Genomic DNA, 16,113 nt, shown 5'->3' with positions numbered 1-16,113 from the left:
TTCCACGAGTGGGGCGGTCATTTCAACCGGATGCCGATGAGGCGTTGCAGGAGGATGAAGGCGAAGAGCAGCCCGCCGATCACGATCTTGGTCCACCAGGAGTTGAGGCTGCCGTCGAAGGTGATCAGGGTTTGGATCACGCCCAGGACGAGCACCCCGAGTACGGTCCCGAAGACGTACCCTGATCCGCCGGTCAGGACGGTGCCGCCGATGACGACGGCGGCGATCACGTCGAGTTCCATGCCGACGGCGATCAGCGGCGCACCGGACAGGGTGTAGAAGGACAGCAGGATGCCGCCGATCGCCGAGCACAGACCGCTGATGGTGTAGACGGCGATCCGGGCACGGCCCACCGGCAGCCCCATCAGCAGCGCCGACTGGGGGTTGCCACCGATCGCGTACACGTTGCGGCCGAAGCGGGTGTAGGCCAGGACCCAGGCCGCGACGAGCACGACGACGAACGCGATGAGCACGCTGATCGACACGAAGTTGCCCCGGGGGTCGCCGATGCGCTCCTGGGACATGGCGGTCCAGAAGCCGTCGGTGATGGGGATCGACCGGTCGCTGATGAAGGTGCACATCCCGCGGGCGAAGAACATCCCGGCGAGGGTGACGATGAACGGCTGGATCTCGAAGAAGTGGATGGCGCAGCCCATCAGGAACCCCAGCGTCGGGCCGATGAGCAGCGCGATGACCAGCACCGGCAACGCGGGCAGGCCACCTTCGAGCAGCCACGCCGAGACCATCGCCGTCATGGCCACGACCGAGCCGACGGACAGGTCGATGCCACCGGTGAGGATCACGAAGGTCATCCCGACCGCGACGACGAGCAGGAACCCGTTGTCGATGAAGATGTTGAAGACGACCTGGACGTTGGAGAACGCCCGGTACTGGGACACCCCGATGCCGTACATGACCAGCAGCAGGGCCAGGGTGGCCAGGACCGGTACGTGCCGGTGGGGCAGCCGGAGCCGGGGGCGGCCGGTGGTCAGGGTCGAACTCGTCATGCCGGCACCTGCTCCTTCTGCCGCTTCGGGGCCGTCGGCCGGGGCGGGGTGGTGTTGCGGCGTCGGCTGAACTTCGCGCGGAAGGCCGGTGCCTGGACGAGGCAGACGGCGATGACGACGACCGCCTTGAACAGCAGGGCGGTCTGCGGCGAGATGTTCATGGCGTACACCGAGGTGGTCAGGGTCTGGATGATCAGCGCGCCGAGGATCGTCCCGCTGAGGAAGAACCGGCCGCCGGCCAGCGACGTACCGCCGATGACGACGGCCAGGATCGCGTCGAGTTCCACCCACAGCCCGGCGGCGTTACCGTCGGCGCTGGAGACGTTGGCCGTCATCATGAACCCGGCCACTGCCGCGCAGCCGGCGCTGATCACGTACACCAGGAAGATCACCCGGCCGGAGCGGATGCCGGCGAGCCGGCTGGCCTCGGCGTTGCCGCCGACCGATTCGATGATCATGCCAAGGGCTGTGCGGCGGGTGAACACCGCCACGAGCAGGGCCGCCGCGAGCGCGATGAAGATCGCCAGCGGCAGGGTGAGGAGGTGGCCGAGCCCGATCGCCCGGTAGGGCCCGGAGTTGACCGTGACGATCTGCCCCTCGGTGATCAGCTGCGCGAGGCCCCGGCCGGCCACCATCAGGATCAGGGTGGCGATGATCGGTTGGATGCCGATGACGGCGACCAGAACGCCGTTCCACGCACCGAGCGCCAGCGCGACCCCGAGGGCCAGGGCCAGCGCGGTCAGGACGGTGACGAGACTGTTCTGGTCGGATTGGCCGCTGATGTAGACGCAGGCGACGGCGCCGCTGATGGCGCACAGCGAGCCGACCGACAGGTCGATGCCGCCGGTCGAGATGACCAGGGTCATGCCCAGGGCGACGAGGATCAGCGGCGCGCTCAACCGCAGGATGTCGATCGGGGTGCCGTACAGGTGGCCGTCCTTGACCTCGATCGCCAGGAACCCGGGGCGGTAGATCGTGTTGGCGGCCAGCATGAGCACCAGTACGGCGGCCGGCCAGAACAGCCGGTGCCCGATCAGCGCCCGGTAGCGGCTGCGGACGTCGTTCATCGGGTCGCCTCCTCCCGCCGCGATCCGCTGGCGATGGTCTGCATGACGCGGTCGGCGTCGACGGTGTCGTCGTTGGTGAGCTGGGCGACCATCTCCCGGTCGCGCATGACCACGACCTTGTGGCTCAGCCGCAGCACCTCCTCCAGTTCGGCGGAGATGTACAGCACGGCCATGCCGCCGTCGGAGAGCTGCACCACCAGCTTCTGGATCTCGGCCTTCGCACCGATGTCGATGCCCCGGGTGGGTTCGTCGAGAATCAGCAGCCGGGGCTCGGTGATCAGCCAGCGGGCCAGGAGCACCTTCTGCTGGTTGCCGCCGGACAGGTTGCGGACCGGCAACTCCGGGTCGGCTGGCCGGATGCTCAGCGCCTTGACGTACCGGTCGACCAGTTCGTCCTGGCGGCGGCGCGGGATCGGCCGGAGCCAGCCGCGCGCCGCCTGCATCGCGAGGATCATGTTCTCGCGGACCGACAGGTCGGCGATGATGCCCTCCGCCCGACGGTTCTCCGAGCAGAAGCCGATGCCGTGGCCGATGGCGTGGACGGGGTTGCGCAGCGCGGCCCGCCGGCCGCTGACCGAGGTGTGGCCGTGGTCGGCGCGGTCGGCGCCGAAGAGCAGGCGCGCCGCCTCCGTACGGCCGGAGCCGAGCAGGCCGGCCAGACCGACCACCTCGCCGGCGTGGATGGTGAGGCTGAACGGCTCGACCGCGCCCTTGCGGCCGAGGTCGGCCACCTCCACGAACGGGGTCCCGCTCTCCAGCGCGGCCACGTCGCGGCGCGGCTGTTCCTCGAGCCGCTCGAGAACGTCGAGTTCCTTGCCGATCATCTTTTCGACCAGGGTGAGCTGGGGCAGGTCCGCGGTCGGGTACTCGCCGACGAGCCGGCCGTTGCGCAGCACGGTGATGCGGTCGGCGATGCCGTACACCTGGTCGAGGAAGTGGGTCACGAACAGCAGGGCGATGCCCTCGTCCCGCAACTGGCGCATGATGCGGAACAGTTGCGCGACCTCCCCGGCGTCCAGGCTGGACGTCGGTTCGTCCAGGATCAGCACCCGTGCCTGTACGTCGATCGCCCGCGCGATCGCGACCATCTGCTGCACGGCCAGCGAGTACGTCCCCAGCGGCGCGGTGACGTCGATGTCGATCTCCAGGCGGGCGAGCAGGGCCCGGGCCCGGCGGCGGACCTCGCCCCACCGGACGGCGCCGAACCGACGGGGTTCACGGCCGATGAAGATGTTCTCCGCCACCGACAGGTTGGTGCAGAGGTTGACCTCCTGATAGACGGTGCTGACGCCGCCGGCGGTCGCCTGCATCGGCCCGCTGAAGGCCACCTGCTCCCCGTCGAGGGTGATGGTGCCCTCGTCGATGCCGTAGACCCCGGTCAACACCTTGATCAGGGTCGACTTGCCGGCACCGTTCTCCCCCATCAGGGCGTGTACCTCGCCCGGGAAGAGCCGGAAGTCGACGTCGTGGAGTGCGCGTACCCCGGGGAAGGACTTACTGATCCCGGTCATCGTCAGGACCGGACGGCTATCCGTCATCGGAACCTTTCCGTGGATGCTCCGGCCGTCCGGCCGGAGAGGAATCGGAACCCCTGCGGTGCAGGGCAGGGAAAGCCGATCCGCCGCCCTCTTCTGCCTGCGGTGCAGAGGAGCCGTGGGCCCGGCCAGTCGGGGCCGGCGGCGGCCCCCGGGGCCGCCGTGGTGGGCGGCCCCGGACCCCGGTCAGTACTTGCGGTTGGGCAGGGCTTCCTTCGCCTGCTCCTGGGTGAAGGTGGTCTCCTCGGTCTCGATCCGGGGCGGCACCTCCTCGCCGGCGTGGACCTTCTTGGCCAGGTCCATCAGCTGTGGGCCGAGCAGCGGGCTGCACTCCGCGATGAAGTTGAACTTGCCGTCCGCCAGGGCCTGCATGCCGTCGCGTACGGCGTCGATGGTGATGATGATGATGTCCTTGCCGGGCACCTTGCCGGCGGCGGTGATCGCCTCCAGGGCGCCCAGGCCCATGTCGTCGTTGTGCGCGAACAGCACGTCGATCTTCGGGTTGGCCTTGAGGAACTGCTCCATGACCTGCTTGCCGCCGGCCCGGGTGAAGTCACCCGACTGGGAGGCGACGATCGACAGGTTCGGGTTGGCGGCGATCGCCTCGGCGAAGCCCTTCTTGCGGTCGTTGGCCGGCGCCGATCCGGTGGTGCCCTGGAGTTCGACGATGTTCACCGGCCCGGTGGCGGACTTGGTCTGCTCCAGCAGCCACTCGCCCGACAGCCGGCCCTCCTTGACGAAGTCCGAGCCGAGGAAGGTCTTGTACAGCGACTTGTCGGCCGAGTCGACGGCCCGGTCGGTCAGGATGACCGGGATGTCGGCGTCCTTGGCCTCCTTGAGCACGGTGTCCCAGCCGGACTCCACCACCGGCGAGAAGGCGATCACGTCGACCTTCTGCTGGATGAAGTTGCGGATGGCCTTGATCTGGTTCTCCTGCTTCTGCTGGGCGTCGTCGAACTTCAGCTCGATGTCCGCGGCGGCGGCCGCCTCCTTGACGGAGGTGGTGTTCGCCGTACGCCAGCCGCTCTCCGCGCCGACCTGGGAGAAGCCCAGGGTGATCTTGCCGTCGTCGGCGGCCCCGCCGGTGTCGCTGTTGCCGCAGGCGGCCAGGCCGCCGACGAGCAGTACGGCGCCGAGCGCCGCGGCGACAGGTCGGGCCAGGCGGAACCTCTTCGTGCCTCTCATCGGATCTCCTTCCGGGGGTGGTGCACCGGTCCGTGCGCAGGGACGGGGGACGGCACGGGTGGTGCGGTTCAGGTGCTGTCGGATGTCGGGCCGCGCGACGGTGCGCCGGCCGTGTCGCGGGTGCCGTACGGCTAGGTCGTCGTCGGCGACGCCGCCCGTTGGCCGTAGACGTTCTGGTAGCGGTCGTAGAGCGCGTCGATGTCGGCCGGGTCGATCGGCAGCGGCTGCCCGAGCGCGCGGGCCAGGTGCGCCGTACGGGCGACGTCCTCACACATCACCGCGGCCTTGACGGCCGACCGGGCGTCCCGACCGATGGTGAACACGCCGTGGTTGCGCATGAGCACGGCGGGCGAACGGTGTCCGGTCAGCGTCGAGACGATGCCCTTGCCGATGTCGTCGCCGCCGATCAGCGCGAACGGACCGATCGGTATCTCTCCGCCGAACTCGTCGGCCTGTGCGGTGAGGTGGCAGGCAATCGCCTCGCCGCGGGCGGCCCACGCGGTGGCGTAGGTGCTGTGGGTGTGGACGACGCCGCCGACCTCGGGCATGGCCCGGTAGACGTAGGCGTGCGCGGCGGTGTCGCTGGACGGGGAATGGTCGCCCTCGACGACGGTCCCGTCCAGGTCGCAGACGACCATGTTGTCGGCGCAGAGGTCGTCGTAGTCGACGCCGCTCGGCTTGATGACCATGAGGTCCCGTCCGGGTACCCGGGCCGAGACGTTGCCGGCGGTCCACGCGACCAGTCCGTACCGGGTGAGTTCGCCGTGCAGCCTGGCGACCGTCTCGCGCAGCCGGGCGATCTGTTGTCCTGACTGGCCGCTCATGCCGCCACCTCCGACGGGATCGTGGCCGGTGCCGCCCCGTTGGCGGCGGCGTTACGGATCGCCCGCAGGCGGGACATGACGTCGTTGGCCCCACGCCCGAAGTGGTCGTGCAGCAGGCGGTACTCGGCGTAGAGGGCGTCGTACGCCCGCACGTGGTCGGCCTGTGGCCGGTAGACGTTGCGGTGCACCCGGCCCATCGCCTTCGACGCGGCGTAGACGTCCGGGTAGGCGCCGGCGGCCACGGCGGCGTGGATCGCCGAGCCGAGCGCGGGGCCCTGGGCCGAGCCGATGATGCTCAACGGCCGGTCGGTGACGTCGGCGTAGATCTGCATCAGCAGCGGGTTGGCGGTCAGGCCGCCGGCCATCACCAGTTCCCGCACCGGCACCCCGGCGTCGGCGAACGCCTCGATGATCATGCGGGTCCCGTACGCCGTCGACTCCAGCAGCGCCCGGTAGACGTCCTGGGGCCGGGTGGCCAGCGTCATCCCCACGATGAGGCCGCTGAGGTCGTGGTTGACCAGCAGGGAGCGGTTGCCGTTCCACCAGTCGAGGGCGACCAGGCCGTGGGCACCGACCGGCTGGGCCGCCGCGAGTTCCGACAACCGCTCGTGGGAGGCGACCCCGGCGGGCGCGGCGTGCTCGACGAACCAGCCGAAGATGTCCCCGACACCGCTCTGCCCGGCCTCGTAGCCCCACATTCCGGGGCTCAGCCCGCCCTCGACGACGCCGCACATGCCGGGCACCTCGCCGAGGGTGGCGCCGTTGACCACGTGACAGGTCGACGTGCCCATGATCGCGACCAGGTGTCCCGGCTCCAGCGCCTGGGCGGAGGCCGCGGTGACGTGGGCGTCGACGTTGCCGACGGCCACCGCGATCCCCTCCGGCAGCCCGGTCCACGACGCGGCCCGCGCGGTCAGCGAGCCGGCCCGCTCCCCCATCGCCATCAGCGGACCGTCGAGCTTGCCGACGAAGTCGACGAAGCCGGGGTCGAGCGCCGCCAGGTATTCGGCCGACGGATACCGGCCGTCCTGCCGGATGCCCTTGTAACCGGCCGTGCAGATGTTGCGGGTCTCGGTGCCGCAGAGCTGCCACACGATCCAGTCGGCGGCTTCGACGAAGCGCTCGGCGCGGTGGTAGACCTCCGGGTCCTCGTCGAGGATCTGGAGCCCCTTGGCGAACTGCCACTCGGCCGAGATCTTGCCGCCGTACCGGTTGATCCAGGGCTCGGCGCGCTCGTGGGCCAGCGCGTTGATCCGGTCGGCGTGCGCCTGCGCGGCATGGTGCTTCCACAGCTTGACCCAGGAGTGCGGCCGGTCGCGCAGGTCGGGAACCTCGCACAGCGGAGTGCCGTCGGCGAGCGTCGGCAGCACCGTGCAGGCGGTGAAGTCGGTGGCGATGCCGATGACCCGGGACGGATCCACCCCGGCGTCGGCCAGGGCGGCGGGTACGGCGTACCGCAGCACGCCGACGTAGTCCGCCGGGTCCTGCAACGCCCAGTCCGGCGGCAGGGACCGTCCCCCGTCCGGAAGGGCGGTCTCCATGACCCCCCGGGCGTACTCGTACACGGCGGTGCCCAGCTCGGCACCGTCGCTGACCCGGACCACCAGCGCGCGCCCCGACAGGGTGCCGTAGTCGACACCGACCACATACCGGTCGCCCGGCCCGTCCACATCGCTCATGTCCACCTCCAACCCTTTGACGAAGCTCAGTGTTAGCGCTCACAACGAACGGGTCAAGACACCTTCCGGCAACATCTGCGTAACGGAGCCCCAGCGCGGGGCACGCCTCACCCGGGACAAAAAGATCAAAGAGACGAGAGCCTTCGGACAGACCGCCGACCCGACGAAGCCGTCCCAAGAGAAGGCCCCACAGGGGGTTGCCTGCCGGCCGCGCGACAGCTATGTTAGCGATCACATCCTGGCGCGCCCGACCGGGCGGCATCGGCAGCCGTGACTGGAATCCGCGGCCACCCATGCCCGCGGGATGCGCGGGCTGTGTCGTCGGTCACACGCCGGTCCGAGCCCGGAATCCCGCGCCCGGGCACCGGGTTCGCACGGACATGACGACGATCGGACTCATCGGCAGTGGATACATCGGCAGCACGGTGGCACGACTGGCGGTCGCCGCCGGCCACGACGTGGTGTTGAGCAACTCGCGCGGCCCCGAGACGCTACGGGACCTGGTCGACGAACTCGGCCCGAAGGCTCGCGCCGGCACTTCCGCCGACGCGGCCGAGGCCGGCGACATCGTGGTCGTCACCGTGCCCCTGAAGGCCTACCGCGACGTCCCGGCCGGGCCACTCACCGGCAAGGTGGTGATCGACACCAACAACTACTACCCGGAGCGCGACGGCCGGATCGCCGAACTCGAGGACGGCTCCACCACCACCGGGGAACTGCTGCAGCGGCACCTCGGCGACGCCCGGGTGGTGAAGGGCTTCAACAACATCTTCTTCGCGCACCTGGCGTCACTGGGTCGCCCGACGGGCACGGCGGACCGCACCGCGTTGCCGATCGCCGGCGACGACCCGGCCGCGAAGCAGGCGGTCGTCGAGTTCCTCGACAGCATCGGCTACGACGCCGTCGACATCGGCCCTCTCGCCGAGAACTGGCGCACCCAGCGGGACACCCCCGTCTACGTCACCCCGTACGGCGCCTTCGAGGACCCGAAGGGCACTCCCGCGGACGCCCGGACCATCCGGGACGCGGTAGCGGCGGCCACGGCCTCCTGACCCGCCTCGGCGGCCGTCCGCACGCCCGCCCGCGTGCCGGACGGCCGCCGGCTACGGCCGACCCGCGACGCAGTTGTTGCTCGTCCGGGTGACCGTGTACTCGCTGTCGTCGTGGGTGATGCCGGACGGCACGCCGTCGAAGTACGTCTCGACCTTCTGCCAGCCCCGGCGCTGCTCGTAGTGCAGGTGCGGCGCGCCGGAGTTGCCGGTGCTGCCGACCAGCCCGATCTGCTCACCCTGGGCGACCCGCTGGCCGACCTCCACCATCGGCGGCTCGAGCAGATGGAGGTACTGCGTCTCCCACCGGCCGCCGTGGTCGATCTTCACCCAGTAACCGCCGCCCCGCCCGCGCGGACCGTCCGGGTCCTCCGGCGTACGTCCGCCCAGGGATCCGTTGATGCCCGCCACGGTGACCCGTCCCCCGTACGACGCGAGCACCGGACGCCCCCACACCTCCCCGTCCATCGGGAAGAGGTCGACGTCGTAGTCGTCGTGGCCAGGATAGGTGCCGAGTTGCCAGTGCTCTCCGCAGGCGACCGGAAGTTGAAAGTGCGGCCGTGGGCCCGCCGGACGCAGCAGCACGACGAGTGCGGCGACGACGAGGACGGCGCCGAGCGCACCGAGCGCGAGAAGCACGTGGGCGACCCGCATCCCGCGTCGGCGGGGAGGAAATCCGTTGGCTCGACCGGTCGTCACCGCTCAAAGCATTGCAGACACCGGCAAGGTGCCTCTGCACCGGGCGCCCGTCGCCTCTCGTACGCTGTCCCGTCGGAACGCCCGGGGCAGGTGCCGACGGGCGGTGGTCGACCGGGCGGGCACGGTGAAGACCCGACGGGTTCACTCACCGCAAAAGCGGAGGCGGACGTACATGATCGACGAACTGGACCGGGCGTACGACGACGGGCGTACCGGCAAGGGCCGGCACCGGCGCCCGGCCGGCCGGCTTCCGGTCGCCGCCACCCTGGTGGTCGCCCTGGTCCTGTTCGGCGGCGCCGGTTGGTACGGCTTCAACCGCTTCCTCGCCGCCCCGGACTTCAGCGGCGCCGGCGCCGACGAGGTGAGCATCGAGGTGCGGTCCGGCGAGAGCGCCACCGAGATCGCCGCCACCCTGGTCTCCGCCGGTGTCGTCAAGAGCGCCAAGGCGTTCGTGAACGCCGCCCGCGACGACCCGCGCAGCCAGGGCATCCAACCGGGCCGCTACACGCTGCGCAGGGAGATGAAGGCCGAGGCGGCGCTGGCGATGCTGCTCGACCTCGACAACAAGATCCTCAACGGGGTGACCATTCCCGACGGACGCAGCACCAAGCAGACGCTGGACCTGCTCGCCAAGGAAACCGGCCTGCCGGTGGAGGACTTCCGCAAGGCGGCGGAGGATCCGGTCGCCCTGGGCGTGCCGGACCGGTGGTTCACCCGCAGCGACGGCAAGAAGGTGACCCGCTCGGTGGAGGGCTTCCTCTACCCGGACACCTACGAACTCGGCGAGGACGTGACCGCCGAGGGCATTCTCAAGATGATGGTGCAGCACTTCCTCACCGTCACCGAGGAGATGCGGTTCGTCGAACGCGTCGAGGCCGAACGCGGTGGCATCTCACCGTACGAGGCGCTGATCGTCGCCTCGCTGGCCCAGGCCGAGGCCGGCACCACCGAGGACCTCGGCAAGGTCGCCCGGGTCGCCTACAACCGGGTCTACGGCGACTTCGACTGCGGGTGCCTGGAAATGGACGTCACGGTCAACTACTGGCTGGAAGTCACCGGCAAGCCGACCAAGACCTCCGCCGAGATGACCCAGGACGAACTACTCGGCGCCGACAACCCGTACAGCCGCAAGCTGCGCGGCCTGGTGCCGACACCGATCAACAACCCCGGCAAGCTGGCGCTGGAGGGTGCGATGGACCCACCGCCGGGCAACTGGACCTTCTTCGTGGCGATCGACAAGGAGGGCCGCTCGGCGTTCGCCGACAATTACCAGGACCACCTGAAGAACGAGGCCATCGCGCGGGAGAACGGCGTGCTCTGACCCAGGTTAGGTCCTTTGTGGAGGCGTGTTCCCACGCCGACCGTCGGCGGCTGTGGTAGAAGTTGGCACAAGGCGACCGAGGGCCGAGGAGGTGTCGGGTGCGGGTCGAATACCTGTCCGACCACGGCGGCCGACAACTGCGTCAGGCCGAGCAGCAACTGCTCCACGCGCGAACCAGCCTCGCCTCCTGGCACGACGCCGACGTCCGGGCCGGCACGGACCTGCGGACGGCCCGCCGGGCGAAGCCGCTGTGGAAACGGCTGCTGTTCGTGGCCACCGCCGAGGAGAACGCCGCCCGGGCCCGCCGGACGCAGGCCCGGCAGCAGGCGTTCCACGCCCGGCAGAACGTGCAGCAGATCGACCACGTCGTACAGCAGCGGGCCGCCGGCGTGGCGGGCGAGGACGCCCTGGCTCTCGAACTCTCCGGCCTGTCCGACGAGTGGATCATGCTGCGCGGCTACCGCAACCGGCGCGGCGAGACCGACCACGTCCTGGTCGGGCCGCAGGGCGTGTGGGCGATCGAGGTGAAGTTGCGGCGGGTCCGGGTCCACGCCGACGGCGACGACTGGTGGTTCGAGAAGCTGGACCGCTGGGGAAACGTCGTGGACTCCGGGCCGGCGACCGACCGCAGCGGACGGAGTTGGGCCCGGCAGGTGACCGACGTGGCCGGCGACCTCGCCGCGTGGCTGAACCGCAACGGCCAGGCCGTGCCGGTCCGGACCGCGGTGATGGTGATGCACGAACAGGCGCAGATCGGCCGCTGCGACAACCTGACCGTCGATGTCGTCGCCACCGGGACCGGATACCTCCTGGAGCAGATGTGGCAGCGGGCGACACCGCTGAGCCCCGACGACCGCGCGCGGATCGTCGGGCTGATCCAGCGTGACCACCGCTTCCACCAGGACCGGCGCCGCAAGCGCTGACGTCGGCTCGGCCTTCGCCGGCCCGTGACCCGAACCCCGCCGCGGACCGGCGGGCGGCCGGATCGGCCGACTGCCCGGATCAGGCGGGCCGCCGGCCGGGTGCGCCCTGATGTAGCGTCCACCTCGCACCACAGCCTCCCGACCGGCAATCCGCACGGCCTCGGTCGGCAACTGCCGCACCTCCTTCCCGCCGGCCGGCCCGACGACGCCGCCACCGAAACGGGGTCACGATGCAAGCTGAGGCACCAGACGCGAGCCGCACAGCCGAGAAGCCACGGGACGGCGCGAACGGCATCCCGTCACGCTGGCTCGAAGTCCTCTACCTGGCCCTGCGTGCCGACCCGACCACCCGAATCGGCGGGTGACGCGATCCCGGGCGACCCGGTGCACGCGCTGGGGAGACTGCTGGTCGCGGCGGCCCTCGCGCGCGGCGCCGACGCCGCGGCAGCCGTGGTGATCGTGCTCGCGTCGGTGCAGAGTTCCGGAAGTCCGGCACAGGGCGCCATCGTCCTGGCCGCTCTGCTCGTCCCGCACGTGGTCGCCGGCCCCCTGGCGGGTGTCGCCACCGATCGGGCGGCGAGCCCGCGAGTTGTCCACGCCCTGTTCGTCGCGGTGTTCGGCGTGTGCGTCGGCGCGGTGCCGCTGCTGCTGGGCCGGGCTCCGTTGGCCGTGATCCTGCTTCTGGCGGCGGCCGCCGGCTGCTGCGGCCCGATGATTCTCGGCGGGTTGTCCAGCCGGCTGGACGACGTCACACCGTTGGCCCGCCGACCGCATGCCCGCGGTCTGGACGCGGCCACGTACAACGTCGCCCAGATCGCCGGGCCGGCCGCCGGAGCGGCCGTCACGGGGCTGTTCGGTGCCGCCACCGCCGCCGTCGTGCTGGCCGTCACCGCGTGGTGCGCGGCCGCGATCCTGCTCACGGTGGGCGGGACGCCGACGGCCGGCCCCGGTGCCGCCGGGTTCGTGCACACCTTGCGTGCGGGCCTGGCCTGTGTGGTGACCCGGCCGATCCTGCGGGCCACCACCGCGGCGAGCGTGTTGGCCGAGTTCGGGCTCGGCGCGCTGACTCCGGCCGCGGTGCTGGTCGGGATCGATTCCGGGCATGCGACCGGTGGCGGCTACCTGGTCACCGCGTTCGGGGTGGGGGCCCTGGTCGGCTCGTTGTCGGTGGCGCGATTCCCGGTGCGGCGGTGGCCTCCGTTCACGGTGGTGCTGGTCTGCATCGGCGGCACGGGCGCGGCCCTGGCGGCGGTGGCGGTCGGGCCGTCGTGGTGGCCGCTGACCGTCGGGTTGTTCGTGGTCGCCGGTGTGTTCGACGGGCCGCTGCTGACCTCGCTGTTGCAGATCCGGGCGACCGAGGCGCCCGCACATCTACGCACCCAGGTGTTCACGATCAGCACCGGCCTGAAGACCTCGACAGCGGCGCTGGGCGCGACGGCGTTCGCCCTGGTCGCCGGTTCCGGGGCGGCGGTGGGCGTCGGCCTGATCGCCGCGGCCCACCTGGTCGCCGTCGTCGTCGGTCTCGCCCTGCGCGCCGCCCCCGATTCCACGGCCGGCGCGAAGCCGGATCGCCGGACAGATCAGTGACCACCTCGCCGATCAGGTCCGGACCTGGCGACCGTCACACCGTCTCCACCGGCCCGAAAGCCAGGGCGTGCGGACCGAGCGAGCCGAGGAAGTCAGCCGGATCGAACCGCGCACCGGCGGACGCGACCCCTGCCGTCGCCCCCTCCCCCGCCAGGATCCGCACGGCCGCCTCGACCACCAGCGGCGCCGTCACCGCGTAGATGTCCCGGCCCGCCGCGGTCGCCCGCCGCGACACCCCACCGGTACGCGCGACGACCTCGACGTGGAACGTCTGCGCCGACCGGCCGGTCGCGTCGACGGCCACCGGCCCCGACGGATCATCGGCGCGCAGGTCGTCGACCGCGTTCGACGTCATGTACGTCTCGATGCGCGCCACGTCGACGTGGCTGGGAATCGTGACACTGTCGGCCATCGTGAACTCGCCGACGACCGCCTGCGCGCCGATCGTGAACGGGTACGTGGTCCGGGGCGCGGCACCGTCGAGGTACCGCAGCCGCCCGCCGTCGTACACGATCCGGCGTCCGCCCCGGCGCTGCGCCGACACGAGCCCGGTCGCCCGCGTCCCCGGGGTGGGGCGCCAACTGCTCAACGCGTACGCGACGACGATCTCGTCGGCGGTCCGGGCGCCACCGAGCGCGGCGGTGGCGAGCAGGTCGCCGAGCCCGCCGTAGAACGCGACGGCGGGCACGATCGGGATGGCGGCCCCGGCATGGTTGGCGAACGTGTCGGTGACGACCTCGAGTTCGGCGGTGACGTCGAGGTACGGGATGCCGGCGCGGACCGCGGCCGCGATGACGGGCTCGGCGGTGGCCGCGAAGGGCCCGGCACAGTTGATCACCGCATCGGCGCGGTGCAGCGCCCGGTCGAGGTCGGTGGTGCGGTCACAGGGAATCGGGGTCAGCCCCCGGGAGTGCAGCTCGGCGACGACGAACCGTCCGGTACGGCCGGCAGCGCCCGGCACCGCGATGTGTTTGCTCACCGGTCCAGCCTCGCGCCGATCCGGCCCCCGTACGAGCGTCCGTAACGCCACGACCCGTACAGTTTCGGACATGCACAGGGTCGCACTGGCGGTCACCGACGGCACCCCGCTGTTCGAACTGGCCGCGGCCTGCGAGGTCTTCGGCATCGACCGTGGGCTCGCGGACCCCTGGTACGACTTCCTGATCTGCGGCGACGACGGTGCCCGGGTCGGCGGCTGGCTGCACGCCGGCATCAGGCGCGGCCTGGACGCCCTGGCCGACGCCGACACGGTGATCGTCCCGTCGTGCCGCGACGCCGCCGAACCGCCGCTCCCGGCGCTCGTCGCCGCCGTCCGCGCCGCCCACGAAGCCGGCGCACGGATCGCGTCACTGTGCACCGGTGCCTTCGTCCTCGGTGAGGCCGGTCTGCTCGACGGTCGGCCGGCGACCACCCACTGGGCGCACACCACCCTGATGCGCGAAAGGTACCCGGCGGCACAGGTCGATCCGGACGTCCTCTACGTCGACGACGGCGACGTCCTCACCTCGGCCGGCAAGGCCGCCGGCATGGACCTCTGCCTGCACCTGGTCCGGCTCGACCACGGCACGGCGGTCGCGAACGCCCTCGCCCGCACCCTGGTCGTACCCCCGCACCGGCCCGGCGGGCAGGCCCAGTACATCCCCGCCGCGGTCGCCCACGGCCGCGACCACGTCCTCGCCGACCTGATGACCTGGGCCCTGGCCCGCCTGGACCGGCCGACGACCGTCCGTGACCTCGCCCGACAGGCCGGCATGAGCCCCCGCAACCTGACCCGGCACTTCACGGCGGTCACCGGAACGAGCCCGCTGCGCTGGCTGCACACCGAACGGATCCGCCGCGCCCAGGAACTGCTGGAAACCTCCGACCTCAGCGTCGAGCAGATCGCCGCCCGCACCGGGATGGGCACCGCCACCACGCTGCGCCGCCACTTCAGCCACCAGCTGGGCGTACCGCCGGCCGTCTACCGCCAGACCTTCACCCGCGCCCGTACCGACTGACCGCACCGGGCGAGACACCGGCGGTCGGCTGTGGCAGGCTGCCCGGATGATCGACAGGCGTGCGTCGTTGGCAGCCGTGATCCGGCATGCCGTCGACCCGGAGGCCGACTACGACGACATCGAGCCGACCGTCACCGCGCTGACCGAATCCGGGGACACCACCCTCGTACCCCCGCTGCGCGAAGCCCTCGACCGGTTCCTCGACAAGGGGAACTTCTACGGCCGTGACCTGGTCGCCGGCATCCTCGCCGGCATCCAGGGCGTCGCCGCGCTCCCGGTCCTCCTGCGCGCCGCCGGCCGCGACCTCGGCGACGACCAGGACGGCCTGCGCAGCGAGATCACCGAACTCCTGCACGGCGATCCGGACGCCGCCCGCCGGACGGTGGTCGAGTTCGCCGGCGCGGACACCGCTGAGCTGCGCCGCGAAGGGTTGTGGGCGCTCGGCTTCCTGGTCGACGCGCGGGACACCGAGCTGCTGGCCGCCGCCGCGACCGACCCCGACCCGCGGGTCAGGTCCGTGGCGATCGGCTCGATCCACGATCCGGCCGGCGACGACCGGGCGTTCCGCACTCTCGTCGTCGCGCTCCGGGACGCTGACGAACAGGTCCGGATGTCGGCGATCAGCCGGCTCGGCGGCACCGGCCGGGTCGACGCGGTCACCCCGCTGGCCGCAATCGCCGCCGCCGCGGCGAACCCACGGGTACGGTCCATGGTCGCGTACGCCCTCGGGCAGCTCGGCAGCGACGAGGCGACGCCCGCGCTGCTGCGGCTGCACCGCGACCCCGACCGGCACGTCCGCGACACCGCCCGCAACGCCCTCGGCTCGGTCGGCGGGCCGGCCGCGGTCGACCCGCTGCTGGCCCTCGCCGCCGACCCCGACCCCGACGTACGGGGCCGGGCCGCCACCGCGCTGGCGAAGGCCGTCGACACCGATCCCCGCGTCATCCCCGCGCTGACGACCCTGGCACGGGACGGCGAGGCGGTGGTACGGGCGGCCACCGTCGGCGGGCTCGCCGGTGCCGGCAAGCGATCGCCACACCTGGCCACGCTCGTGGTCGGGCTGGCGAACGACCCGGATCCGCCGGTCCGGCAACGGGTCGCGCTCGCGGTCCGGCACCTCGCACCCGACGCCGCCGCCGATGTCCTGCACCGGTACACCGACGACCCGGACCAGACCGTACGCCGGATCGCACGCACCCAACTGGAGCGCCTGGCCGGCCCCGCCGACCGATGAGCCGCG

At 71.6% G+C, this 16,113-nt stretch carries 14 protein-coding genes; 6 read left to right on the top strand and 8 right to left on the bottom strand.

Features of this window, described 5'->3' with window-relative positions:
- Positions 1 to 17: 17 nt before the first annotated feature.
- From yjfF to araB, 6 genes are all read right to left on the bottom strand, one after another.
- A complete protein-coding gene (gene yjfF, locus Prubr_RS25460) occupies positions 18 to 1,007 on the bottom strand; it encodes a galactofuranose ABC transporter, permease protein YjfF (RefSeq protein WP_212817456.1) in 990 nt (329 codons plus the stop codon).
- Positions 1,004 to 2,074, bottom strand: coding sequence for an ABC transporter permease (locus Prubr_RS25455; RefSeq protein ID WP_212817455.1), 1,071 nt, complete (start codon positions 2,072 to 2,074; stop codon positions 1,004 to 1,006). The genes yjfF and Prubr_RS25455 overlap by 4 nt, the downstream gene beginning before the upstream one ends.
- The gene (locus tag Prubr_RS25450; RefSeq protein ID WP_212817454.1) at positions 2,071 to 3,612 is read right to left on the bottom strand and encodes a sugar ABC transporter ATP-binding protein; all 1,542 of its coding nucleotides are present in this window, start codon (positions 3,610 to 3,612) and stop codon (positions 2,071 to 2,073) included. Before Prubr_RS25450 ends, Prubr_RS25455 begins: the two co-directional genes overlap by 4 nt.
- 183 nt (positions 3,613 to 3,795) lie before the next feature.
- Positions 3,796 to 4,794, bottom strand: a complete 999-nt coding sequence (locus Prubr_RS25445; RefSeq protein WP_212817453.1) for an ABC transporter substrate-binding protein — start codon at positions 4,792 to 4,794, stop codon at positions 3,796 to 3,798.
- 131 nt (positions 4,795 to 4,925) lie between these two features.
- Positions 4,926 to 5,618, bottom strand: coding sequence for an L-ribulose-5-phosphate 4-epimerase (locus Prubr_RS25440; RefSeq protein WP_212817452.1), 693 nt, complete (start codon positions 5,616 to 5,618; stop codon positions 4,926 to 4,928).
- Positions 5,615 to 7,297 carry a ribulokinase gene (araB, locus tag Prubr_RS25435; RefSeq protein WP_212817451.1) on the bottom strand — a complete coding sequence of 561 codons (1,683 nt, stop codon included), beginning with the start codon at positions 7,295 to 7,297 and terminating at the stop codon, positions 5,615 to 5,617. The genes Prubr_RS25440 and araB overlap by 4 nt, the downstream gene beginning before the upstream one ends.
- A gap of 380 nt (positions 7,298 to 7,677) precedes the next feature.
- On the opposite strand from araB, the gene Prubr_RS25430 reads away from it, so the two are divergent.
- On the top strand, positions 7,678 to 8,349 hold the full coding sequence (locus tag Prubr_RS25430) for an NADPH-dependent F420 reductase (protein WP_212817450.1): 672 nt from the start codon (positions 7,678 to 7,680) through the stop codon (positions 8,347 to 8,349).
- 51 nt (positions 8,350 to 8,400) lie between these two features.
- On the opposite strand, the gene Prubr_RS25425 is transcribed toward Prubr_RS25430, so the two are convergent.
- Positions 8,401 to 9,045, bottom strand: a complete 645-nt coding sequence (locus Prubr_RS25425; protein WP_246567624.1) for a M23 family metallopeptidase — start codon at positions 9,043 to 9,045, stop codon at positions 8,401 to 8,403.
- Between the two features lie 172 nt (positions 9,046 to 9,217).
- On the opposite strand from Prubr_RS25425, the gene mltG reads away from it, so the two are divergent.
- The 3 genes from mltG to Prubr_RS25410 all read left to right on the top strand — a co-directional run bounded on the left by mltG (position 9,218) and on the right by Prubr_RS25410 (position 12,876).
- Positions 9,218 to 10,366, top strand: a complete 1,149-nt coding sequence (gene mltG / locus Prubr_RS25420; protein WP_212817449.1) for an endolytic transglycosylase MltG — start codon at positions 9,218 to 9,220, stop codon at positions 10,364 to 10,366.
- Between the two features lie 98 nt (positions 10,367 to 10,464).
- Positions 10,465 to 11,289, top strand: coding sequence for a nuclease-related domain-containing protein (locus Prubr_RS25415; RefSeq protein WP_212817448.1), 825 nt, complete (start codon positions 10,465 to 10,467; stop codon positions 11,287 to 11,289).
- A gap of 333 nt (positions 11,290 to 11,622) precedes the next feature.
- A complete protein-coding gene (locus Prubr_RS25410) occupies positions 11,623 to 12,876 on the top strand; it encodes an MFS transporter (RefSeq protein WP_212817447.1) in 1,254 nt (417 codons plus the stop codon).
- Positions 12,877 to 12,910: 34 nt separating this feature from the next.
- On the opposite strand, the gene Prubr_RS25405 is transcribed toward Prubr_RS25410, so the two are convergent.
- Positions 12,911 to 13,855, bottom strand: a complete 945-nt coding sequence (locus Prubr_RS25405; RefSeq protein ID WP_246567622.1) for a saccharopine dehydrogenase family protein — start codon at positions 13,853 to 13,855, stop codon at positions 12,911 to 12,913.
- A 70-nt stretch (positions 13,856 to 13,925) separates the two neighbouring features.
- Between Prubr_RS25405 and Prubr_RS25400 the strand changes: the two genes are divergently transcribed.
- Together Prubr_RS25400 and Prubr_RS25395 are read left to right on the top strand one after the other, a co-directional pair.
- Positions 13,926 to 14,873, top strand: a complete 948-nt coding sequence (locus tag Prubr_RS25400; protein WP_212817446.1) for a helix-turn-helix domain-containing protein — start codon at positions 13,926 to 13,928, stop codon at positions 14,871 to 14,873.
- Between the two features lie 46 nt (positions 14,874 to 14,919).
- The gene (locus Prubr_RS25395) at positions 14,920 to 16,107 is read left to right on the top strand and encodes a HEAT repeat domain-containing protein (protein ID WP_212817445.1); all 1,188 of its coding nucleotides are present in this window, start codon (positions 14,920 to 14,922) and stop codon (positions 16,105 to 16,107) included.
- Positions 16,108 to 16,113: the final 6 nt, after the last annotated feature.

The sequence above is a fragment of the Polymorphospora rubra genome, from assembly GCF_018324255.1.
Lineage (GTDB): Bacteria > Actinomycetota > Actinomycetes > Mycobacteriales > Micromonosporaceae > Polymorphospora > Polymorphospora rubra.
This window is presented reverse-complemented; position numbering and strand designations above follow the sequence as displayed.